We start from the raw sequence: 22,095 nt of genomic DNA on the forward strand, positions 1-22,095 counted from the left end.
GGAGCAGATCGGGGGCTTTTCAAGTCCTGAGTTCGACTCGGTCATTCAGGTCGATGTAACTCGAATATTCAACTCGGTCGGCTCCCTCTCCCTCCGGGAGAGGGCTGGGGTGAGGGTGCTTTTAGCTTCTAAGCTTCAGCCTTCAACACCAGGAATATGCCCAAACAACTCCTGAGCAAACGCCACCCGCTCTTCAACCGACTCCGTCACCCCACGCGCCTTCAGCTCTTCCAGATGCGCTTCCACCGCATGGGTGCGCAACGTCAGCCCACAATCATTGGCAATCTGGATATTCAGCCCCGGCCGCGCATTCAGCTCCAAAATCAGCGGGCCTTTTTCCTGGTCCAGCACCATGTCCACGCCGATGTAACCCAAACCACACAGCTCATAGCAACCGGCGGCGAGCTTCATGAAACCGTCCCAGTAGGGCAGTTGCACGCCGTCCACCGCGTTGGTGGTGTCCGGGTGTTTGGTGATGATGTTGTTCAGCCAGGTGCCGCGCAAAGTAAGGCCGGTGGCCAGGTCGACGCCGACGCCGATGGCGCCCTGGTGCAGGTTGGCCTTGCCGCCGGATTGACGGGTCGGCAGCCGCAGCATCGCCATCACCGGGTAACCCATCAGCACGATGATGCGGATGTCCGGCACGCCTTCGTAGCTGATGCTTTTGAAGATCTGGTCCGGGGTCACCCGGTATTCGATCAGCGCCCGATCACGGTGGCCGCCCAGCGAATACAGGCCGGTGAGGATGCTGGAAATGTGATGCTCCAGCTCTTCGTGGGCAATGATCTTGCCCGACACCGTGCGATACCGGCCCTCGAAGCGGTCGGCGACCACGATGATGCCGTCACCGCCCGCGCCCTGGGCCGGCTTGATCACGAAGTCGTTGCGCCCGCCGATGATCTCGCCGAGCTTGTCGATTTCCTTCTCCGTGGAAATCACGCCATACAGTTCCGGCACGTGAATGCCGGCCTTGATCGCGCGTTCCTTGGTGATGATCTTGTCATCGACAATCGGGTACAGGCTGCGCTTGTTGTACTTGAGCACGTAGTCCGCGTTGCGCCGATTGATGCCCATGATGCCCCGGGCTTCCAGGGCCTTCCAGGTCTTCCAGAAACCGAACATCAGGCGTCAGCCTTCTTCAGGAAAGCCTTGAAACGAACGAGTTCAGTCAGGCGATAACCGCGATAGCGACCCATGGCCAGCATGAAGCCCACCAGGATCAACAGGATCGCCGGGAAGGTGAACACGAAGTACACCAGCTCCGGAACGGTCATGATCAGGTGCGCCAGGGAGGCCGCGAACAGCGTGCCGATCGCTACTTTCATGGCATGGCTGGCGCCGCGTTCTTCCCAGGTGATCGACAGGCGTTCGATGGTCATGGTCAGAATCACCATCGGGAACAGCGCCACCGACAGACCACGCTCCAGACCGAGCTTGTGGCTGAACAGACTGATCGCCGCAATCAGCACCACCACGAAGGTCAGCACCACCGACAGGCGCGGCAGCATTTGCAGCTTCAGATGTTCCAGGTACGAGCGCAGCGATAACCCGAGCGCGGTGATCACGGTAAACAGCAGGATGCCGAAGCCCAGCTGCGTCTCGCGGAAGGCCAGGGCGATCAGCACCGGCGTGAACGTGCCGAGGGTCTGCAGGCCGATCAGGTTGCGCAGGATCAGGATCACCAGCACGCCGATCGGGATCATCACCATGATCATGAAGGTCTGCTGGGTTTGCAGCGGCAGGCCGTACAGCGAGTATTCGAGGAAGTTGGCGTCGGTGTTTTCGTCGGTCAGCTTGGCCAGACGAATCGCGTTCATCTCGCTGTTGTTCAGGCTGAAGGTCACGTTAGCCTTTTTGCCGCCGTCGACGGTGATCAGGTTTTCATCACCGCTCCACCACAGCAGGCGGTCGGTCGGCAGGCCTTGCTCGCCGGTTTCCGGGTTGAAGTACAGCCAGTCGGTGCCGTTGAAGCTGCGCAGCCACAGTTCCGGAGTTTGCGGTTGATCGGCGACGAGGCGGATGGTGTGGACCTTTTCCACCGGCACGTGGGCGATGGACAGCAGCAGCTCGACGATTTTCGCCTTGTGCGGCGTCGACGGATCGCCGGCCAGCAGCAGTTTCACGTTGTCGTCGTTGACGTTGTTGACGCGTTTGATCGCTTCGCCGATGAAGGTTTCGACGTCGGCCGAATGCTGGCGGATCGGGGCGAGCAGGGCTTCGGCGGCGATCTTTTCCGGGCCTTCGATGGCCATGCTGTCGCGGAAGGTCGGGCCTTTGATCTTGGTTTTTTCAGCGGTGTAACGCTTGGTCAGCACCAGACGGTAATAAAGCGTCTGGTTGCCCTTGGCCCGGCGCGCCGACCAGGTGACCTTGCGGTTGCCGTCGACGCGGTTGACCGCCACCCCGTAGTTATTGGAGATGAAGCTTTCATTGAGGCTGACGTAATCCCGGCTCAGGGGCGGCACGAACATCTGGATCTTGACCGGATCCTTGGTGCTGGCGACGAACTCGACCTTGGCGTCGATGTTCCACAGGTCGTCGGTGGCGTCTTCGGTCACTGGAATGCCGAGCACGAAAATCTGATAGGCCGTAACCGAAACGCCCAGCAACACCAGGATGGTGATCAGGACTTTCAGGTGGAAGGTTAGAGAACGCATGGAAATTACTCGGCGGTATGAGCGGCGATGGCGCAGGCGGGTTTGCCGGCAGCGTATTTAAGACTGGGATCGACCAGCGCATCGAAGCGTTTCAGCGCCTCGGAGCCGATCAAAAGCGGGTATTGGAACGCACTACGGTCGGTCAGGTTCACTTCGATGCTGCGCATTGCCGAACCCATGCAGATGTCCAGCTCGATCACCGGGCGGGCGGTGTACTTCTTGCCTTCTTCCGGATCGTAGTCGCCGGCGCGGCGCTTGATCTTGCTGACCCGGGCCAGCGGCCGTTCGATCGGGTGCGAATGCGCGGCGTCGATGGCCAGGTAGAAACGTACCCAGGACTCGCCGTTGCGTTTGAAGCGTTTGATGTCGCGGGCGCTCAGGGAGGCGGTTTTCGCCCCGGTGTCGAGTTTCGCCGCCACTTCCAGGTTGATCCCGTCGAGGGCAGCGTATTCGTTGAGGCCGTACACGGTCTTTTCCCCCGCCGCAGCGAGGCCGGGCAGGCAAAACAGTGCAAAGAATGTGGGGAAGGGCTTGAGTCTCATAAATCCTGGCGAGCAGCGTTCCGTTCTCGGTTCAGGGCCATGGCATCAGGAAATCCTGTCTGCCCATGCGCCTTCGTGTGCCTATCAGCTTTTTATGACAAGCCGTGCAAATGACTCGCAAATGCGGGCGGCATTCTAGCACGGTGGTTTTATGGCGCCAGCGCCGGGACCGGTCTATAACCCTTGGGGCTGATACCAAGGCTTATTAGACGATTGTCGACAATATCCATTTATCCTTTGACTGAAGCTGGCTGATTCGCTAGTTTTTGCCGCATTGGATTTGAAGGTGTCGACAATATGCTGGATCAACTCGATCCCCCGGTGATCAACGGTGATGATTCCGAGACGCTCTCGGAAAACGTCTTCCGGCGCATCCAGGCGGCCATCGTCAAAGGCGAGATCGCCCCGGGCAGCAAGATCTCCGAGCCGGAACTGGCGCGCACCTACGGCATCAGCCGCGGGCCGCTGCGCGAGGCGATCCACCGGCTGGAAGGCCAGCGCCTGCTGGTGCGCGTACCGCACGTCGGTGCGCGGGTGGTGTCGCTGAGCCACGCCGAATTGCTCGAACTCTACGAAATCCGCGAATCCCTCGAAGGCATGGCCTGCCGTCTGGCGGCCGAACGCATGAGCGTCGAAGAAATCGACGAACTGCGCCGGGTGCTGGAAACCCACGAGCGTGATGCGGCGTTCCAGGCCGGCGTCGGCTACTACCAGCAGGAAGGCGATTTCGACTTTCACTACCGGATCATCCAGGGCAGCGGCAACCGCACCCTCACGCAAATGCTCTGCGGCGAGCTCTATCAACTGGTGCGCATGTACCGCATCCAGTTTTCCACCACGCCCAACCGCCCGCGCCAGGCCTTTGCCGAACACCACCGGATTCTCGATGCCATCGCCGACCGTGACGGCGAGCTCGCGGAATTGTTGATGCGCCGTCACATCGGCGCCTCGAAACGCAACATCGCCCGTCACTACCAGGACGGCGCCGACAATAAGACAGCCACTGAACGAGGTGAGTCATGAGTTCCAACAAGAGCACTCCAGGCCAGCGTTTCCGCGATGCGGTCGCCAGCGAACATCCGCTGCAAGTGGTCGGGGCGATCAACGCCAACCACGCGCTGCTGGCCAAGCGCGCCGGTTTCAAGGCGATCTACCTGTCGGGTGGCGGGGTGGCTGCCGGCTCCCTCGGCGTGCCGGACCTGGGCATCACCGGCCTGGATGACGTGCTGACCGACGTGCGCCGCATCACCGACGTCTGCGACCTGCCGCTGCTGGTGGACGTGGACACCGGTTTCGGCGCCTCGGCGTTCAACGTGGCCCGCACCGTCAAGTCGATGATCAAGTTCGGCGCAGCAGCGATTCACATCGAAGACCAGGTCGGCGCCAAACGCTGCGGCCACCGTCCGAACAAAGAGATCGTGACCCAGCAGGAAATGGTCGACCGCATCAAGGCTGCCGTCGATGCCCGCACCGACGACAGCTTCGTGATCATGGCCCGCACCGACGCGTTGGCCGTTGAAGGCCTGGAATCGGCACTGGATCGCGCCGCTGCGTGCATCGAGGCCGGCGCCGACATGATCTTCCCGGAAGCCATCACGGAGCTTGAGATGTACAAGCTGTTCGCCAGCCGCGTGAAAGCGCCGATCCTGGCCAACATCACCGAATTCGGCTCGACGCCGCTGTACACCACCGAGCAGTTGGCCGGCGCCGACGTGTCGCTGGTGCTGTATCCGCTGTCGGCGTTCCGTGCGATGAACAAGGCGGCGGAAAACGTCTACACCGCGATCCGCCGCGACGGCACTCAGCAGAATGTCATCGACACCATGCAGACTCGCATGGAGCTCTACGATCGCATCGATTACCACACCTTCGAGCAGAAGCTCGACGCGTTGTTTGCGGCGAAGAAGTAAGCCGCAACCGTACTCCCTAATAAATTCAAGATTGGAGACAACAATGGCCGAAGCAAAAGTACTCAGTGGCGCCGGGCTCCGGGGCCAGGTTGCCGGGCAAACCGCACTGTCCACCGTGGGCCAGGCCGGTGCCGGGCTGACCTATCGCGGCTACGACGTGCGCGAACTGGCGGCAGACGCACAATTTGAAGAAGTGGCGTACCTGCTGCTCTACGGAGAGCTGCCGACCAAAGCGCAACTCGCCGACTATCAAGGCAAGCTGAGCAAGCTGCGCGACCTGCCGCAAGCGCTGAAAGAAGTGCTGGAACGCATCCCCGCCGACGCCCACCCGATGGACGTGATGCGCACCGGTTGCTCGTTCCTCGGCAACATCGAGCCGGAGAAAGACTTCTCCGAGCAACGCGACAAGACCGACCGCCTGCTGGCCGCGTTCCCGGCGATCATGTGCTACTGGTATCGCTTCAGCCACGACGGCAAACGCATCAACTGCGTGACTGACGAGCAGTCCATCGGTGGCCACTTCCTGCACCTGCTGCACGACAAGAAGCCGAGCGAACTGCACGTCAAAGTGATGAACGTGTCGCTGATCCTCTACGCGGAGCACGAATTCAACGCCTCGACCTTCACCGCTCGGGTGTGCGCTTCGACCCTGTCCGATCTGTATTCCTGCGTCACGGCGGCCATCGGTTCGCTGCGCGGCCCGCTGCACGGTGGCGCCAATGAAGCGGCGATGGAAATGATCGAGCGCTTCTCGTCGCCGGAAGAGGCGATCAAAGGCACCCTCGGCATGCTCGAGCGCAAGGACAAGATCATGGGCTTCGGCCACGCGATCTATAAGGACAGCGATCCGCGTAACGAGGTGATCAAGGGCTGGTCGAAAAAACTCGCCGACGAAGTGGGCGACAAGGTGTTGTTCGCGGTTTCGGAAGCCATCGACAAGACCATGTGGGAGCAAAAGAAACTGTTCCCCAACGCCGACTTCTACCATGCCTCGGCGTACCACTTCATGGGCATCCCGACCAAGCTGTTCACCCCGATCTTCGTCTGCTCGCGCCTGACCGGCTGGGCGGCGCACGTGTTCGAACAGCGCGCCAACAACCGCATCATCCGTCCAAGCGCCGAGTACACCGGCGTCGAACAGCGCAAGTTCGTGCCAATCGACCAGCGCTGACCGGGGAGGGCGCCGGCACAGGCGCCCCCTCTTTGAAACTACCGTGACCGAGTCCTGACCGATGAACACAGAATTTCGCAAGAACCTGCCCGGCACGCCGCTGGACTTTTTCGACGTCCGCGCGGCTGTCGATGCGATCCAGCCGGGCAGCTACGACACCCTGCCGTACACCTCTCGCGTGCTGGCGGAAAACCTCGTGCGTCGCTGCGACCCGGCCACGCTCACCGATTCCCTGAAACAACTGATCGAGCGCAAACGCGATCTCGACTTCCCGTGGTTCCCGGCCCGCGTGGTGTGCCACGACATTCTCGGCCAGACCGCGCTGGTGGATCTGGCCGGCCTGCGCGACGCGATTGCCCAGCAGGGCGGCGACCCAGCGCAGGTCAACCCGGTGGTGCCGACGCAACTGATCGTCGATCACTCGCTGGCAGTGGAGGCGGGCGGTTTTGACGCCCAGGCGTTCGAGAAGAACCGCGCCATCGAAGACCGTCGCAACGAAGACCGTTTCCACTTCATCAACTGGACCAAAAAGGCGTTCAAGAACGTCGACGTGATCCCGCCGGGCAACGGCATCATGCACCAGATCAACCTGGAGAAAATGTCTCCGGTGATTCAGGTGCGCGACGGCGTGGCGTTCCCTGACACCTGCGTCGGCACCGACAGCCACACCCCGCACGTCGATGCGCTGGGCGTGATCGCCATCGGTGTCGGTGGGCTTGAAGCCGAGAGCGTGATGCTCGGCCGCGCGTCGTGGATGCGTCTGCCGGAAAGCGTCGGCGTCGAACTGACCGGCAAGCTGCAACCGGGCATCACCGCCACCGACATGGTGCTGGCGCTGACCGAATACCTGCGCAAACAGAAAGTGGTCGGCGCGTGGCTGGAGTTCTTCGGCGAAGGCGCTTCCGCGCTGACCCTCGGCGACCGCGCGACCATCTCCAACATGGCCCCGGAATACGGCGCCACGGCGGCGATGTTCTACATCGACCAGCAGACCATCGATTACCTGAAACTCACCGGTCGCGAAGACCAGCAAGTGCAGCTCGTCGAGCAATACGCCAAGCAGATCGGTCTTTGGGCCGACAGCCTGAAAGGCGCGCAATACGAGCGCGGCCTGACCTTCGATCTGTCTTCGGTGGTGCGCAACATGGCCGGCCCGAGCAACCCGCACGCTCGCGTGGCGGTGTCGGATCTGGCGGCCAAAGGCATCTCCGGGAAATGGGAAGACGTGCCCGGCCAAATGCCCGACGGCGCGGTGATCATCGCCGCCATCACCAGTTGCACCAACACCAGCAACCCGCGCAACGTGATCGCCGCCGGCCTGCTGGCGCGCAACGCCAACAAGCTCGGGCTGACCCGCAAGCCGTGGGTCAAGTCGTCGCTGGCGCCGGGCTCGAAAACCGTGGCGCTGTACCTCGATGAAGCGGGGCTGACAACGGAGCTGGAGCAGCTCGGTTTTGGCGTCGTCGCGTTTGCCTGCACCACCTGCAACGGCATGTCCGGCGCGCTGGACCCGGTGATTCAACAAGAGATCATCGACCGCGATCTGTATGCGACCGCTGTGCTGTCCGGTAACCGCAACTTCGACGGCCGGATTCACCCGTACGCCAAGCAGGCGTTCCTCGCTTCGCCGCCGCTGGTGGTGGCTTACGCGATTGCCGGCACCATCCGTTTCGACATTGAAAAAGACGTGCTCGGCGTGGTCGATGGCAAGGAAATCCGCCTGAAGGACATCTGGCCGAGCGACGAAGAAATCGACGCAGTGGTGAAATCCTCGGTCAAGCCCGAGCAGTTCCGTCAGGTCTATATCCCGATGTTCGCCATCCATGAAGACACCGGCCCGAAAGTCACGCCGCTGTACGACTGGCGCGAAATGAGCACCTACATCCGCCGTCCGCCGTACTGGGAAGGCGCGCTGGCCGGGGCACGTCCGCTCAAGGGCATGCGCCCGCTGGCGGTGCTGCCGGACAACATCACCACCGATCACCTGTCGCCATCGAACGCGATCATGCTCGACAGCGCCGCCGGCGAATACCTGGCGAAAATGGGCCTGCCGGAAGAGGATTTCAACTCTTACGCGACCCACCGTGGCGACCACTTGACCGCGCAGCGCGCGACGTTTGCCAACCCGAAACTGTTCAACGAAATGGTCGTGGAAAACAGCAAGGTCAAACAGGGTTCGCTGGCCCGTGTGGAGCCGGAAGGCAAAGTGATGCGCATGTGGGAAGCCATCGAAACCTACATGGAACGCAAGCAGCCGCTGATCATCATCGCCGGCGCCGACTACGGCCAGGGCTCGTCCCGTGACTGGGCGGCCAAAGGCGTGCGTCTGGCGGGTGTGGAAGCGATTGCCGCCGAAGGTTTCGAGCGCATTCACCGCACCAACCTGGTGGGCATGGGCGTGTTGCCGCTTGAGTTCAAACCGGGCACCGACCGCAAGACCCTGGGCATCGACGGCAGCGAAACCTACGACGTGATTGGTGAGCGCACGCCGCGCGCCGACCTGACGCTGGTGATCCATCGCAAGAACGGTGAACGCGTCGATGTGCCGGTGACCTGCCGCCTCGATACCGCTGAAGAAGTGTCGATCTACGAGGCCGGCGGCGTGTTGCAGCGCTTCGCTCAGGACTTCCTCGAAGAGTCGGCGGTTGCCGTTTAAATCAACTGATGTGGGCATGGGACTTCAAGTCCCATGCCTTCATTAAGGAGCACTCATGGCTCACGCACCACAGATCAAAATCCCCGCCACCTACATGCGTGGCGGCACCAGCAAAGGCGTGTTTTTCAGCCTCAAGGATCTGCCCGAAGCGGCGCAGATTCCCGGCCCGACCCGCGATGCTTTATTGCTGCGAGTGATCGGCAGTCCCGACCCCTACGACAAGCAGATCGACGGCATGGGCGGCGCCACGTCGAGCACCAGCAAAACCGTGATCCTGTCGAAGAGCATCAAGGCCGATCACGACGTCGATTACCTGTTCGGTCAGGTGTCCATCGACAAGCCGTTCGTGGACTGGAGCGGCAACTGCGGCAACCTGTCGGCGGCAGTAGGCTCGTTTGCCATCAGCAACGGTCTGGTGGACGCCAGCCGCATTCCGCACAACGGCGTAGCGGTGGTTCGCGTGTGGCAGGCCAACATCGGCAAAACGATCATCGCCCACGTGCCGATCACCAATGGCGAAGTCCAGGAAACCGGTGATTTCGAACTCGACGGCGTGACCTTTCCAGCCGCCGAAGTCCAGGTCGAATTCATGGATCCGGCGGCGGAAGAAGAGGGCGGCGGTGGCTCGATGTTTCCCACCGGCAACCTGATCGACGAGCTGGAAGTACCGGGCGTCGGCACGTTCAAGGCGACCATGATCAACGCGGGGATCCCGACGATCTTCGTCAACGCCGAAGACATCGGTTACACCGGCACCGAACTGCAGAGCGCGATCAACAGCGATCCGAAAGCGTTGCAGATGTTCGAGACCATTCGTGCTTATGGCGCGCTGCGCATGGGGCTGATTTCCAGTCTGGATGAAGCGGCCAAGCGTCAGCACACACCGAAGGTGGCGTTTGTTGCCAAACCTGCGGATTACGTGGCGTCCAGCGGCAAGGCGATTGGCGCCGGGGATGTGGATTTGCTGGTGCGGGCGTTGTCGATGGGCAAGTTGCACCACGCGATGATGGGGACGGCGGCGGTGGCGATTGGCACGGCGGCAGCCATCTCGGGCACATTGGTGAATCTGGCGGCGGGTGGTGTGGAGAGGAATGCTGTGCGCTTTGGGCATCCGTCCGGGACGTTGCGTGTCGGGGCTGAGGCCAGCTTGGAAAACGGTGAGTGGATCGTGAAGAAAGCGATCATGAGCCGCAGTGCACGCGTCCTGATGGAAGGTTACGTCCGCGTACCTGGCGACTCGTTCTAACTTCAAAACAAGCCCTCACCCCAGCCCTCTCCCGGAGGGAGAGGGAGCTGACCGAGGTGTCTGGCGTCAGACATCGACCTGAAAAATCGTGGCGATTATGGATTCGGCAAAGCACTTTCAGGTCGGTTTAACGCTTGAACATCCCCCATTCGGTCCCCTCTCCCGGAGGGAGAGGGAGCTGACCGAGGTGTCTTGCGGGATACATCGACCTGAAAAAGCGTGGCGATTATGGATTCGGCAAAGCACTTTCAGGTCGGCGTAACGCTTGAATATCCCCCGATCGGTTCCCTCTCCCTCCGGGAGAGGGCTAGGGTGAGGGCAACAATCCAACTGACGACCCCCCCAATGCAGACACCCACGATCTGCTCTAGACAAAAAAACCACCCAGCCCCTGAGGAAGACCCCACCACTCATCATTCCCCACCAAGGAGAACCGCAATGAGCGCCAACGTCGACCTGAACAACCGCCCCGACTACGACCGTGTCCTGGAGGACATCGCCGATTACGTCCTCACCTACAAGATCGAATCCGCCGAAGCCCTCGACACCGCCCGCAACTGCCTGATGGACACCCTGGGCTGCGGCCTGCTGGCCTTGCGTTTCCCCGAATGTACCAAGCACCTTGGCCCCATCGTCGAAGGCACCGTCGTCCCCTTCGGCGCCCGAGTACCTGGCACCTCCTATCGCCTAGACCCGGTAAAAGCCGCGTGGGACATCGGCTGCATCGTGCGCTGGCTCGATTACAACGACACCTGGCTCGCCGCCGAATGGGGGCATCCGTCGGACAACCTCGGCGGGATTCTCGCGGTGGCCGATCACCTGTCGCAAAAGCGTCTGGCCAATGGTGAAGCGCCTCTGACCGTGCGCGATGTACTCGAAGTCATGATCATGGCCCACGAAATCCAGGGCGTGATCGCGCTGGAAAACTCCTTCAATCGCGTAGGCCTCGACCACGTCATTCTGGTGAAAGTCGCATCGACTGCCGTGACCGCCAAACTGATGGGCGCCAACCGTGAGCAGCTGTTATCGGCGTTGTCCCATGCGTTCGCCGACGGTCAGGCGTTGCGCACGTACCGGCATGCGCCGAACGCCGGTTCGCGAAAATCCTGGGCGGCAGGGGATGCATCGAGCCGGGGCGTGCGGCTGGCGGATATCGCGATGCGCGGCGAAATGGGCATTCCCGGCGTCTTGAGTGCCAAACAATGGGGCTTTTACGACGTATTGTTCAGCCACACCAACAACGATCTGGCGCTCAAGCCTGAAGAGAAACGCGCCTTCAGCTTCTCGCGGCCGTTCGGCAGTTATGTGATGGAAAACGTGCTGTTCAAGATCAGCTTCCCGGCAGAGTTCCACGCGCAAACCGCCTGCGAAGCCGCCGTAACCCTGCACCCGCAAGTGCGCAATCGTCTGCATGAAATCGACCGGATCGTCATCACCACCCACGAATCGGCGATCCGCATCATTTCCAAGGTCGGGCCGCTGGCCAACGCCGCCGACCGTGATCACTGCCTGCAGTACATGACCGCCGTGCCGCTGGCGTTCGGCAATCTGGTGGCCGAGCAGTACGAGGACGATTTCCACAAGGCCCATCCGGTCATCGATGTGCTGCGCGAGAAAATGGTCATCGTCGAGGATCCGCGCTTTACCCGCGAATACCTGGAGGCCGACAAACGCTCGATTGCCAACGCGGTGCAGGTGTTTTTCAAGGACGGTTCGAGCACGGAAAACGTGGTGGTGGAATACCCGATCGGGCATCGCCGGCGCCGCGCTGAGGGCATTCCATTGCTGGAGGACAAGTTCAGGGCGAACCTGGCTACCCGGTTCACCGGGCAGCGCAGCGGGGAGATTCTGGCGCTGTGCAAGGATCAGGCGCGGCTTGAAGCCACGCCGGTGAACCGGTTTATGGATTTATTGGTTATTTGAAGCGCCGCTCCACGCCTTTTTCCACGAGGATCTTCGCGGAGATTTCTTCAACGGAGAAATGCGTGGAGTTGATGTTCGGGATGTTCTCGCGGCGGAACAGGTTTTCTACTTCGCGCACCTCGAACTCGCACTGGGCGTAGCTCGAATAACGGCTGTTGGGCTTGCGTTCGTTGCGGATCGCGGTAAGGCGGTCCGGGTCGATGGTCAGGCCGAACAGTTTGTGCTGGTGGGCGCGCAGGGCGGCCGGCAGTTGCAGGCGTTCCATGTCGTCTTCGGTCAGCGGGTAATTGGCCGCGCGGATGCCGAACTGCATCGCCATGTACAGGCACGTCGGCGTCTTACCACAACGCGACACGCCCACTAGTATCAGATCGGCCTTGTCGTAATAGTGGGTGCGGGCGCCGTCGTCGTTGTCGAGGGCGAAGTTCACCGCCTCGATCCGCTCCATGTAATTGGAGTTGTGACCGATGGAGTGGGACTTGCCGACGGTGTAGGAAGAATGCTCGGTCAGTTCCTGCTCGAGCGGGGCGAGGAACGTCGAGAAGATGTCGATCATGAAACCATTGGAGGTTGCGAGAATCTCACGAATGTCCTGATTGACGATGGTGTCGAAGATGATCGGCCGGAAACCGTCGGTTTCAGCGGCTTTGTTGATTTGTTGTACCATGGCCCGCGCTTTTTCAACGCTGTCGATGTACGGGCGCGTGAATTTGCTGAAGGTAATGTTTTCGAACTGCGCCAGAAGGCTTTGACCCAGGGTTTCGGCGGTGATGCCGGTGCCATCGGAGATAAAGAAAGCAGATCGTTTCATTTGCACCTTGGGCCTTAAGCTAGTGACGAATCTTGGATATGATAGGCGCGATTTGCCGGCCGCCATTGGCCCGCATTCTCACTTATTTTCCAGGTCCAGGCCATACAGCCGGCCAACGCTCCCCCGAGCCGCCGGTTTCTGAGCTTTTCCAACACAGTTAGTGGAGAGATCACCTTGGTAGAGTACGTAGTTTCCCTCGATAAGCTCGGCAAACACGATGTTGAGCATGTGGGGGGCAAGAACGCATCCCTGGGCGAGATGATCAGTAACCTGGCCGGTGCCGGTGTTTCGGTCCCCGGCGGCTTCGCCACCACGGCGCAAGCCTATCGCGACTTCCTGGAACTGAGCGGTCTGAACGATCAGATCCACAAGGCCCTCGATGCGCTGGACGTCGATGACGTCAATGCCCTGGCCAAGACCGGCGCCCAGATCCGCCAATGGATCATGGAAGCCGAATTCCCTGAAAAACTGAATGCCGAGATCCGCACCGCGTTCGCCGCGCTGTCGGCCGGCAATCCTGACGTGGCCGTGGCCGTGCGTTCCTCCGCCACCGCCGAAGACTTGCCGGACGCATCGTTCGCCGGTCAGCAGGAAACCTTCCTGAACATCCGTGGCGTGGAAAACGTCATCCGCGCGGCCAAGGAAGTGTTCGCTTCCCTGTTCAACGACCGTGCCATTTCCTACCGCGTCCACCAGGGCTTCGACCACAAACTGGTCGCCCTGTCGGCCGGCGTGCAGCGCATGGTGCGTTCGGAAACCGGCACCGCCGGCGTGATGTTCACCCTTGATACCGAATCCGGCTTCCGTGACGTGGTGTTCATCACCGGCGCCTACGGCCTGGGCGAAACCGTCGTACAAGGCGCGGTGAACCCGGACGAATTCTATGTCCACAAGGGCACGCTGGCAGCCGGTCGTCCGGCGATCCTGCGTCGCAACCTGGGCAGCAAGGCCATCAAGATGATCTACGGCGACGAGGCCAAGGCCGGTCGTTCCGTGAAAACCGTTGATGTCGACAAGGCCGAGCGCGCGCGTTTCTGCCTGACCGACGCTGAAGTCAGCGAACTGGCCAAGCAGGCGATGATCATCGAGAAGCACTACGGCTGCCCGATGGACATCGAGTGGGCCAAAGACGGTGACGACGGCAAGCTGTACATCGTGCAGGCCCGTCCGGAAACCGTGAAGAGCCGCACTCAGGCCAACGTCATGGAACGTTACCTGCTGAAAGAAACCGGCACCGTGCTGGTGGAAGGTCGTGCCATCGGCCAGCGCATCGGCGCCGGCAAGGTGCGGATCATCAAGGACGTCTCCGAGATGGACAAGGTCCAGCCGGGCGACGTACTGGTCTCCGACATGACCGACCCGGACTGGGAACCGGTCATGAAGCGCGCCAGCGCCATCGTCACCAACCGTGGCGGCCGTACCTGCCACGCGGCGATCATTGCTCGTGAGCTGGGTATTCCTGCAGTCGTCGGTTGCGGCAACGCCACCCAACTGCTGAAGGATGGCCAGGGCGTGACCGTGTCCTGCGCCGAAGGCGACACCGGCTACATCTTCGAAGGCGAACTGGGCTTCGACATCAAGAAGAACTCCGTCGACGCCATGCCGGAGCTGCCGTTCAAAATCATGATGAACGTCGGCAACCCGGACCGCGCCTTCGACTTCGCGCAGCTGCCGAACGCCGGTGTGGGCCTGGCCCGTCTGGAATTCATCATCAACCGCATGATCGGCGTGCACCCGAAAGCGCTGTTGAACTACGACGGCCTGCCGCAGGACATCAAGGAAAGCGTCGACAAGCGCATCGCCGGTTACGACGATCCGGTCGGCTTCTATGTCGAGAAACTGGTTGAAGGCATCAGCACCCTGGCCGCTGCGTTCGCACCGAAGAAGGTCATCGTGCGTCTGTCGGACTTCAAGTCCAATGAATACGCCAACCTGATCGGCGGCAAGCTGTACGAGCCGGAAGAAGAGAACCCGATGCTGGGCTTCCGTGGCGCTTCGCGTTACATCAGCGAATCGTTCCGTGACTGCTTCGAACTCGAGTGCCGTGCGCTGAAACGCGTGCGCAACGAGATGGGCCTGACCAACGTCGAAATCATGGTGCCGTTCGTGCGTACCCTCGGCGAAGCCAGCCAGGTGGTGGATCTGCTCGCCGAAAACGGCCTGGCCCGTGGCGACAACGGTCTGCGCGTGATCATGATGTGCGAACTGCCATCCAACGCGATCCTGGCTGAAGAGTTCCTCGAATTCTTCGACGGTTTCTCGATCGGCTCCAACGACCTGACTCAGCTGACACTGGGTCTGGACCGTGACTCCGGGATCATCGCGCACCTGTTCGACGAGCGTAATCCGGCGGTCAAGAAGCTGCTGGCCAACGCGATTGCGGCGTGCAACAAGGCCGGCAAGTACATCGGCATCTGCGGTCAGGGTCCTTCGGACCACCCGGACCTGGCCAAGTGGCTGATGGAGCAGGGCATCGAAAGCGTGTCGCTGAACCCGGACACCGTGCTGGAAACCTGGTTCTTCCTTGCCGAAGGCCAGGCGGCGGAATAAGCCGTGAATGAAGCCCCGGCCCGTTGAACCGGGTCGGGGCTTTAAGATTGAAGTAGGGCGAGCTCTCCGGATGCCGCCCTTTTTTGTGCAAGAGCATTATGCAAAGCAGCAGCAACCTATTTCCTGTCGCCCTGATCAGCGCCGAACGACGCGGTGATCTGAGCGAAGACGTTTACCGTTTGAAACCGGGCAACAGCCCTGACTGGTCCGTGGAAATCGCGGTGACCCGTCTCGGCATGGCGGATGAGCCGGCGTCGCGCGGCGTGCCGGTGATCTTGCTGCACGGCAGTTTTTCCAACCGGCGCTTCTGGTTTTCGCCGAAGGGCCTGGGCCTGGGCGCGTATCTGACGCGACTGGGCTTCGATGTGTGGATCCCGGAAATGCGCGGTCACGGTTTGTCCCAGCGCAACGAGGACTACCGCCGCAACCGCGTCGCCGACTATGCCCGTTACGATCTGCCGGCGATTGCCGCGTTCGTCCGTGAGCAGAGCGGGCAGATTCCGCACTGGATCGGCCACTCGCTGGGTGGCATCACGTTGGCGGCCGCGCTGGGCGGCGAATACCTCGGTGAGCCGGCGGTGGCGTCGGCAGCGTTTTTCGGCACCCAGGTCAGTCGCACGTACTGGCCGCTGAAGATTCCACCGGTGGAGTGGAGCGGGCGCTTCATTCTCAAGCGTTTTGCCCAGTTGTCCGGCTCGCGGCTCAAGCGCGGCCCCGAGGACGAGCCGATCGGCCTGGCGCTGGAAAGCATGCGCTGGTACGGGCTGTTCGGTCGTTTCGGCGACAAGGACAAGGATTGGTGGGCAGGCCTTGCCGACGTGCAGGTGCCGGTGCTGGCAGTGAGCGCGGCGGGTGATCATCAGGATCCGGCCTGGGCGTGCCAGAAGCTGTTCGAACAGATTGGTTCCGAGCACAAGCAGTTCATCAACCTGGGCCGTGAGCAGGGTTTCAACGATCAGTTCGGGCATGTCGAGATGCTGGTCAGCAAGGCGGCGCAGGCTGAGGTCTGGCCGCTGGTGGCGCGTTGGCTGGCGGATCAGCACACGCCATTGCTCGGCGAGAAGCCGGATCTGGCGGCAGCGGTCTGAGCGAGGCGCCCTGAAAAGGGCATTTCGTTCGGGTCGGCTTGCGGCTAAGATATGACGCATTGGACGGTTCTGGTCATATTTAGTGACTGTTTCGCTATTACGTTTCAGCTTGTGTTCAGGTTCGTTCAGCGACCATGACATGGGCTAAGGTAAACAGCGACCGCCGGAACTCGTTTCAAAAGAGTGCGACATCCTTGATCGTCTTCCTTGTTACAGGAGTTTTTCGATGAACCATTACCTTACGCCTGACCTGTGCGACGCCTATCCGGAGCTGGTTCAGGTGCTGGAACCGATGTTCAGCAATTTCGGTGGCCGTGATTCGTTCGGCGGCGAGATCGTGACCATCAAGTGCTTCGAAGACAACTCGCTGGTCAAGGAACAAGCTGAACTCAAGGGTAACGGCAAAGTATTGGTGGTTGATGGCGGTGGCTCTCTGCGCTGCGCACTGCTGGGCGACATGATCGCCGACAAAGCCGCAAAAAACGGTTGGGAAGGGCTGGTGATTTACGGCTGCATCCGTGATGTGGACGTCATTGCCCAGACCGATCTCGGCGTTCAGGCGCTGGCCAGCCATCCGAAGAAGACTGAAAAGCGCGGTCTTGGCGACCTCAACGTGCCGGTGACCTTCGCGGGTGTCACTTTCCATCCCGGCCAGTACATCTATGCGGACAACAATGGCGTGATCATCTCGCCAAGTCCGCTGAAAATGCCTGAATAAATCGCGGTAACCACAGGGGTGAGGATGTTCGAGGAAGAAAACGCGCAATGGGGGCTGGTGCATGCCCTGGTGCTGGACGGTAAAGGCGGTGCGCGTTCGATAGCCCGGACTGATCTCGACGATCTGCAGCTGCAGGCTCATGAAAGCCTGTGGTTGCACTGGGATCGCAGTCACCCGCAGACCCAGACCTGGCTGCGCAAATCCAGTGGGCTCAACGAGTTCACCTGCGATCTGCTGCTGGAAGAAAATACCCGCCCACGCCTGTTGCCGCTGCCGGATTCCGAGCTGCTGCTGTTTTTGCGCGGGGTCAATCTCAACCCCGGCGCCGAGCCGGAAGACATGGTGTCGGTGCGGATTTTCGCTTCGGCCCAGCGGGTGATTTCCCTGCGCTTGCGTCCATTGCGCGCCACCGACGAGTTGCTGGTGATGCTGGGCGAGGGCAAGGGGCCGAAAACCTCGTCCGAGCTGATGCTTTATCTGGCGCAATTCCTCACCAACAAGGTGCAGGATCTGGTGACTTGCCTCTCCGAAGTGGTCGATGAAGAGGAAGAAAAACTGGATGCCGACGAACGGTATACCCCCGAGCATGGTGCCATTTTGCACATCCGTCGCCGGGCTGCCGGGCTGAAGCGTTTTCTGGCACCGCAGCGGGATATTTTCGGACAGCTGACGCGGATAAAACTGCCGTGGTTCGTCGATGACGATGCCGATTACTGGAACGAATTGAACAACAGCCTGACCCGTTATCTCGAAGAGCTCGAATTGACCCGAGAGCGCGTGGGGCTTGTGCTGGAGGCCGAAGACCGGCGTTTGAGCGTGCGCATGAATCGCACGATGTATCGCTTCGGGATCATCACCTGCATCTTTTTGCCGATGAGTTTTCTTACCGGTCTGCTGGGCATCAATGTCGGCGGCATTCCGTTCGCGAGCAGCCCTTATGGTTTCCTGATCGCCTGCCTGACGGTGCTCGCCCTGGCGTTCGGGCAATGGTGGTTGTTCCGCCGTTTGCGCTGGGTATGAAGATGCGCCATGTGACCCGACCAAATTTGCCCGCGTCTTTCACAGACATCACGAGAGGTGCGTATGCACGATCCGTTTGAACAGTCTTTGCGCGACATGCTCAACGCCTCGCCGTCCAGCCGCGACGACGATGCCTGTCTGGGCCGCGTACTCAAAACCGCCAACCGCCAGGTTGGCGCCGGCGATCTGTTCAGCCTGCTGGGCCGCTGGCTGCCCGCGCTGATGATCGCCCTTAATAACGGCTCGGCCCATGTCGCGCCGGTCTCCCGTCTCCGTAAACCTACCGCTCGCACTGCTGATAAGGCTGATTGAATATGGAACTTGATCTCTGGACTCAGAGCCTCGTCACTGCAATGACTGCGTTGTGGACCAAAGTCGCTAACTTCATTCCGAACCTGTTCGGCGCACTGGTTGTGCTGCTGTTGGGTTTTGTCGTGGCCAAGCTGCTGGACACCTTGCTGTCCAAATTGCTGGCCAAACTGGGCCTCGATCGCCTGATGGGCGGCACCGGCCTGACCAAATTGATGTCCCGCGCGGGGCTGCAAGTACCGATCTCGACCTTGATCGGAAAAATCGTGTATTGGTTCGTTCTGCTCATTTTTCTGGTTTCTGCGGCAGAATCCCTTGGACTTGAGCGAGTTTCGGCTACGCTTGACATGCTCGCGCTGTATTTACCGAAAGTGTTCGGTGCCGCGCTGGTGTTGCTGGTGGGTGTCCTGCTCGCGCAACTGGCCAATGGCCTGGTTCGCGGGGCGGCAGAAGGCGTAGGCCTGGACTACGCTTCAGGGCTTGGGCGAATTGCCCAGGGCCTGGTGATCATCATCAGCATCTCGGTCGCGATCAGCCAGCTGGAGGTCAAGACCGACCTGCTGAACCATGTGATCGTCATCGTATTGATTACCGTTGGTCTGGCGGTTGCGCTGGCCATGGGTTTGGGAAGCCGGGAAATTGCCGGTCAGATTCTTGCGGGAATCTATGTGCGTGAGTTGTATCAGGTTGGGCAACAAGTGCGTATTGGCGAGGTCGAAGGCCAGATCGAAGAGATCGGCACGGTTAAGACCACATTGCTGACCGATGAGGGTGAGCTAGTCTCTCTCTCCAATCGGATCCTGCTGGAGCAGCATGTGAGTAGCCGCTAACCCGGCAAACCCTGCTAATGTATGCCGCCGCAAAATGCCAGCTGTCGCTGGCTGCGGTGGACATTGACCTGACTGTCGGCACGACTTGTTTTGAATAAAGCCCAAACGCTATCCACGCGCTACGACCCCCGCGAGCTCTCTGATGAGGAGTTGGTCGCGCGCTCGCATACCGAGCTTTTTCACGTGACGCGCGCGTATGAAGAATTGATGCGGCGTTACCAGCGAACATTATTTAACGTTTGTGCGCGTTATCTCGGGAACGATCGCGACGCAGACGATGTCTGTCAGGAAGTGATGTTGAAGGTGCTGTATGGCCTGAAGAACTTCGAGGGGAAATCGAAGTTCAAGACATGGCTATATAGCATCACTTACAACGAATGCATCACACAGTATCGGAAGGAACGGCGAAAGCGTCGCTTGATGGACGCACTGAGTCTTGACCCCCTCGAGGAAGCGTCCGAAGAAAAGGCGCCGAAACCCGAGGAGAAGGGCGGACTGGATCGCTGGCTGGTGTATGTGAACCCGATTGATCGGGAAATTCTGGTGCTACGATTTGTCGCAGAGCTGGAATTCCAGGAGATCGCAGACATCATGCACATGGGTTTGAGTGCGACAAAAATGCGTTACAAACGCGCTCTTGATAAATTGCGTGAGAAATTTGCAGGCATTGCTGAAACTTAGTTCGGCGCAAATATCTCTTACGTGTAGGCAAGTTCTGATAGACTTGCCGCCGAGTTGTCCCCCGGTTTGCGGGACTGCTTCACAATCACCAGATGGGGATTTAACGGATGAAACTGAAAAACACCTTGGGCTTGGCCATTGGTTCTTTGATTGCCGCCACTTCGTTCGGCGCTCTGGCACAAGGCCAAGGCGCAGTTGAAATCGAAGGCTTCGCAAAGAAAGAACAATTCGACAGCGCTCGTAACTTCAAGAACAACGGCAACCTGTTCGGCGGCTCGATCGGTTACTTCCTGACCGACGACGTTGAACTGCGTCTGGGCTACGACGAAGTGCACAACGTGCGTTCCGACGACGGTCGTAACATCAAGGGCGCCAACACCGCTCTGGACGCTCTGTACCACTTCAACAACCCAGGCGACATGCTGCGTCCATACGTATCGGCTGGTTTCTCCGATCAGAGCATCGGTCAGAACGGCACTGGCGGTCGTAACCGTTCTACCTTCGCCAACGTTGGCGGCGGTGCCAAGCTGTACTTCACCGAGAACTTCTACGCCCGTGCTGGCGTTGAAGCTCAATACAACATCGACCAGGGCGACACCGAGTGGGCTCCTAGCGTCGGTATCGGTGTGAACTTCGGTGGCGGCTCCAAGCCTGCTGCTGCTCCAGTTCCAGCACCAGCTGAAGTCTGCTCCGACAGCGACAACGACGGCGTTTGCGACAACGTTGACAAGTGCCCAGACACCCCAGCCAACGTAACTGTTGACGCTGATGGCTGCCCGGCAGTTGCTGAAGTTGTTCGCGTTGAGCTGGACGTCAAGTTCGACTTCGACAAGTCGGTTGTGAAGCCAAACAGCTACGGCGACATCAAAAACCTGGCTGACTTCATGAAGCAGTACCCATCGACTCGCACCACTGTTGAAGGTCACACTGACTCCGTCGGTCCTGACGCTTACAACCAGAAACTGTCCGAGCGTCGTGCAAACGCCGTTAAGCAAGTTCTGACCAACCAGTACGGTGTTGAATCGTCCCGCGTTGACTCTGTTGGCTACGGCGAAACCCGTCCAGTTGCTGACAACAAAACTGAAGCTGGCCGTGCTGTTAACCGTCGCGTAGAAGCGCAGGTTGAAGCTCAAGCTAAGTAATTAGCTGCCGCTCCGAGAAAAGCCCGGCTTAGGCCGGGCTTTTCTTTGCCTGCGATTTGATGAAACCAGAGAATGTCAGGCCAGGCGATCGGCTGCCCAGCCAATCGAATCGACCTGCGTCGCCGCTGCTGCGACGGCGCCTATAACCAGAATCGCAGGGCTCTTGAGCTGGAAACCAAGGGCATCGTCTTCCATCGCTGTCAGATCACTGCGGCATTCGCGTTGCTCTGGCAATGAAGCGTTCTCGATCATCGCCACCGGCGTCTCCGCCGCCATCCCCCCAGCCAACAGCTGCTCGCGAATCTCGCCGAGCTTCGCCACCCCCATGTAAATCACCAGCGTCGTCCCGCCTTGCGCCAGCGCCCGCCAGTTCAACTGGCTGTCGTCCTGGGTGTGGGCCGTGACCAGCGTCACGCCCCGGGCCACGCCGCGTAACGTCAGCGGAATATCACACTGGGTCGCGCCGGCCAGTCCGGCGGTGATGCCATTGACCAGTTCCACCTCGACCCCGCGCTCACGCAACCACTGCGCTTCCTCACCTCCACGCCCGAAAATGCACGGATCGCCGCCCTTGAGCCGCACCACGCATTTGCCCTGACGGGCATAACGCAGCATCAGCCGATGGATGAACGCCTGGGGCGTCGAACGGCAGCCGCCGCGTTTGCCGACGGCAATGATTCGCGCAGCAGGGCAGTGCTCAAGTACCGCCTCATTGACCAGATCGTCGATCAGCACCACCTCGGCTTCGCGCAAGGCACGCACTGCTTTGAGCGTCAGCAATTCAGGATCACCGGGGCCCGCGCCCACCAGCCAGACTTTCGCGTTCATGGTGTTTTCCTCT

At 60.3% G+C, this 22,095-nt stretch carries 19 protein-coding genes; 14 read left to right on the plus strand and 5 right to left on the minus strand.

The genetic code is table 11. The features are described 5' to 3' along the window. Window positions 1-135: 135 nt before the first annotated feature. From M5G18_RS10445 to rloA, 3 genes are read right to left on the minus strand one after another with little or no spacing between them, the layout of a single operon-like run. Window positions 136-1,122: an alpha-L-glutamate ligase-like protein gene (locus M5G18_RS10445; RefSeq protein WP_273900349.1), complete on the minus strand. Its 987-nt coding sequence runs from the start codon at window positions 1,120-1,122 to the stop codon at window positions 136-138. Continuing rightward, complete coding sequence (gene rloB, locus M5G18_RS10450) at window positions 1,122-2,657, minus strand: osmotic stress tolerance membrane protein RloB (RefSeq protein ID WP_007951967.1); 1,536 nt, start codon at window positions 2,655-2,657, stop codon at window positions 1,122-1,124. The genes M5G18_RS10445 and rloB overlap by 1 nt, the downstream gene beginning before the upstream one ends. A 5-nt stretch (window positions 2,658-2,662) precedes the next feature. Further along, window positions 2,663-3,199, minus strand: a complete 537-nt coding sequence (rloA, locus tag M5G18_RS10455) for a retropepsin-like aspartic peptidase RloA (protein WP_011333239.1) — start codon at window positions 3,197-3,199, stop codon at window positions 2,663-2,665. Window positions 3,200-3,499: 300 nt separating this feature from the next. On the opposite strand from rloA, the gene M5G18_RS10460 reads away from it, so the two are divergent. The 6 genes from M5G18_RS10460 (at window position 3,500) to prpD (ending at window position 12,105) form a co-directional block, all read left to right on the plus strand. Then, entirely contained in the window at window positions 3,500-4,222 is a 723-nt protein-coding gene (locus M5G18_RS10460; protein ID WP_173892848.1) for a GntR family transcriptional regulator, read from the plus strand. Next, window positions 4,219-5,109 carry a methylisocitrate lyase gene (prpB, locus tag M5G18_RS10465; RefSeq protein ID WP_007951973.1) on the plus strand — a complete coding sequence of 297 codons (891 nt, stop codon included), beginning with the start codon at window positions 4,219-4,221 and terminating at the stop codon, window positions 5,107-5,109. Before M5G18_RS10460 ends, prpB begins: the two co-directional genes overlap by 4 nt. Before the next feature lie 43 nt (window positions 5,110-5,152). Next, on the plus strand, window positions 5,153-6,280 hold the full coding sequence (gene prpC / locus M5G18_RS10470) for a bifunctional 2-methylcitrate synthase/citrate synthase (protein ID WP_102686934.1): 1,128 nt from the start codon (window positions 5,153-5,155) through the stop codon (window positions 6,278-6,280). 61 nt (window positions 6,281-6,341) lie between these two features. After that, a complete protein-coding gene (gene acnD, locus M5G18_RS10475) occupies window positions 6,342-8,936 on the plus strand; it encodes a Fe/S-dependent 2-methylisocitrate dehydratase AcnD (protein ID WP_273900350.1) in 2,595 nt (864 codons plus the stop codon). Window positions 8,937-8,991: 55 nt separating this feature from the next. Beyond that, window positions 8,992-10,182: a 2-methylaconitate cis-trans isomerase PrpF gene (gene prpF, locus M5G18_RS10480; RefSeq protein WP_273900351.1), complete on the plus strand. Its 1,191-nt coding sequence runs from the start codon at window positions 8,992-8,994 to the stop codon at window positions 10,180-10,182. Window positions 10,183-10,620: 438 nt separating this feature from the next. Then, complete coding sequence (prpD, locus tag M5G18_RS10485) at window positions 10,621-12,105, plus strand: 2-methylcitrate dehydratase (protein WP_273898372.1); 1,485 nt, start codon at window positions 10,621-10,623, stop codon at window positions 12,103-12,105. Here the strand turns inward: prpD and ppsR are convergent. Beyond that, a complete protein-coding gene (gene ppsR, locus M5G18_RS10490; RefSeq protein WP_007951980.1) occupies window positions 12,098-12,916 on the minus strand; it encodes a posphoenolpyruvate synthetase regulatory kinase/phosphorylase PpsR in 819 nt (272 codons plus the stop codon). The two genes, prpD and ppsR, sit on opposite strands and share 8 nt — an antisense overlap. A gap of 174 nt (window positions 12,917-13,090) precedes the next feature. Between ppsR and ppsA the strand changes: the two genes are divergently transcribed. The 8 genes from ppsA to M5G18_RS10530 all read left to right on the plus strand — a co-directional run bounded on the left by ppsA (window position 13,091) and on the right by M5G18_RS10530 (window position 21,254). After that, window positions 13,091-15,466 carry a phosphoenolpyruvate synthase gene (gene ppsA / locus M5G18_RS10495; protein WP_258713127.1) on the plus strand — a complete coding sequence of 792 codons (2,376 nt, stop codon included), beginning with the start codon at window positions 13,091-13,093 and terminating at the stop codon, window positions 15,464-15,466. A gap of 98 nt (window positions 15,467-15,564) precedes the next feature. Next, window positions 15,565-16,554 carry an alpha/beta fold hydrolase gene (locus tag M5G18_RS10500; RefSeq protein WP_007951983.1) on the plus strand — a complete coding sequence of 330 codons (990 nt, stop codon included), beginning with the start codon at window positions 15,565-15,567 and terminating at the stop codon, window positions 16,552-16,554. A 226-nt stretch (window positions 16,555-16,780) separates the two neighbouring features. Continuing rightward, window positions 16,781-17,272, plus strand: coding sequence for a ribonuclease E activity regulator RraA (rraA, locus tag M5G18_RS10505; protein ID WP_273898374.1), 492 nt, complete (start codon window positions 16,781-16,783; stop codon window positions 17,270-17,272). Window positions 17,273-17,296: 24 nt separating this feature from the next. Beyond that, window positions 17,297-18,292, plus strand: a complete 996-nt coding sequence (locus M5G18_RS10510) for a zinc transporter ZntB (protein WP_007951985.1) — start codon at window positions 17,297-17,299, stop codon at window positions 18,290-18,292. 63 nt (window positions 18,293-18,355) lie between these two features. Continuing rightward, on the plus strand, window positions 18,356-18,604 hold the full coding sequence (locus M5G18_RS10515) for a hypothetical protein (RefSeq protein WP_007951986.1): 249 nt from the start codon (window positions 18,356-18,358) through the stop codon (window positions 18,602-18,604). Between the two features lie 2 nt (window positions 18,605-18,606). Then, the gene (locus M5G18_RS10520) at window positions 18,607-19,431 is read left to right on the plus strand and encodes a mechanosensitive ion channel family protein (protein ID WP_007951987.1); all 825 of its coding nucleotides are present in this window, start codon (window positions 18,607-18,609) and stop codon (window positions 19,429-19,431) included. Window positions 19,432-19,521: 90 nt separating this feature from the next. Beyond that, complete coding sequence (sigX, locus tag M5G18_RS10525) at window positions 19,522-20,112, plus strand: RNA polymerase sigma factor SigX (protein WP_011333251.1); 591 nt, start codon at window positions 19,522-19,524, stop codon at window positions 20,110-20,112. Window positions 20,113-20,219: 107 nt separating this feature from the next. Then, window positions 20,220-21,254 carry an OmpA family protein gene (locus tag M5G18_RS10530; protein ID WP_207985518.1) on the plus strand — a complete coding sequence of 345 codons (1,035 nt, stop codon included), beginning with the start codon at window positions 20,220-20,222 and terminating at the stop codon, window positions 21,252-21,254. Window positions 21,255-21,329: 75 nt separating this feature from the next. Here M5G18_RS10530 and cobA read toward each other — a convergent pair whose 3' ends face one another. Continuing rightward, window positions 21,330-22,082: a uroporphyrinogen-III C-methyltransferase gene (gene cobA, locus M5G18_RS10535; protein WP_273898375.1), complete on the minus strand. Its 753-nt coding sequence runs from the start codon at window positions 22,080-22,082 to the stop codon at window positions 21,330-21,332. Window positions 22,083-22,095: the final 13 nt, after the last annotated feature.

This window comes from Pseudomonas aphyarum (assembly GCF_028657055.1).
Taxonomy (GTDB): domain Bacteria; phylum Pseudomonadota; class Gammaproteobacteria; order Pseudomonadales; family Pseudomonadaceae; genus Aquipseudomonas; species Aquipseudomonas aphyarum.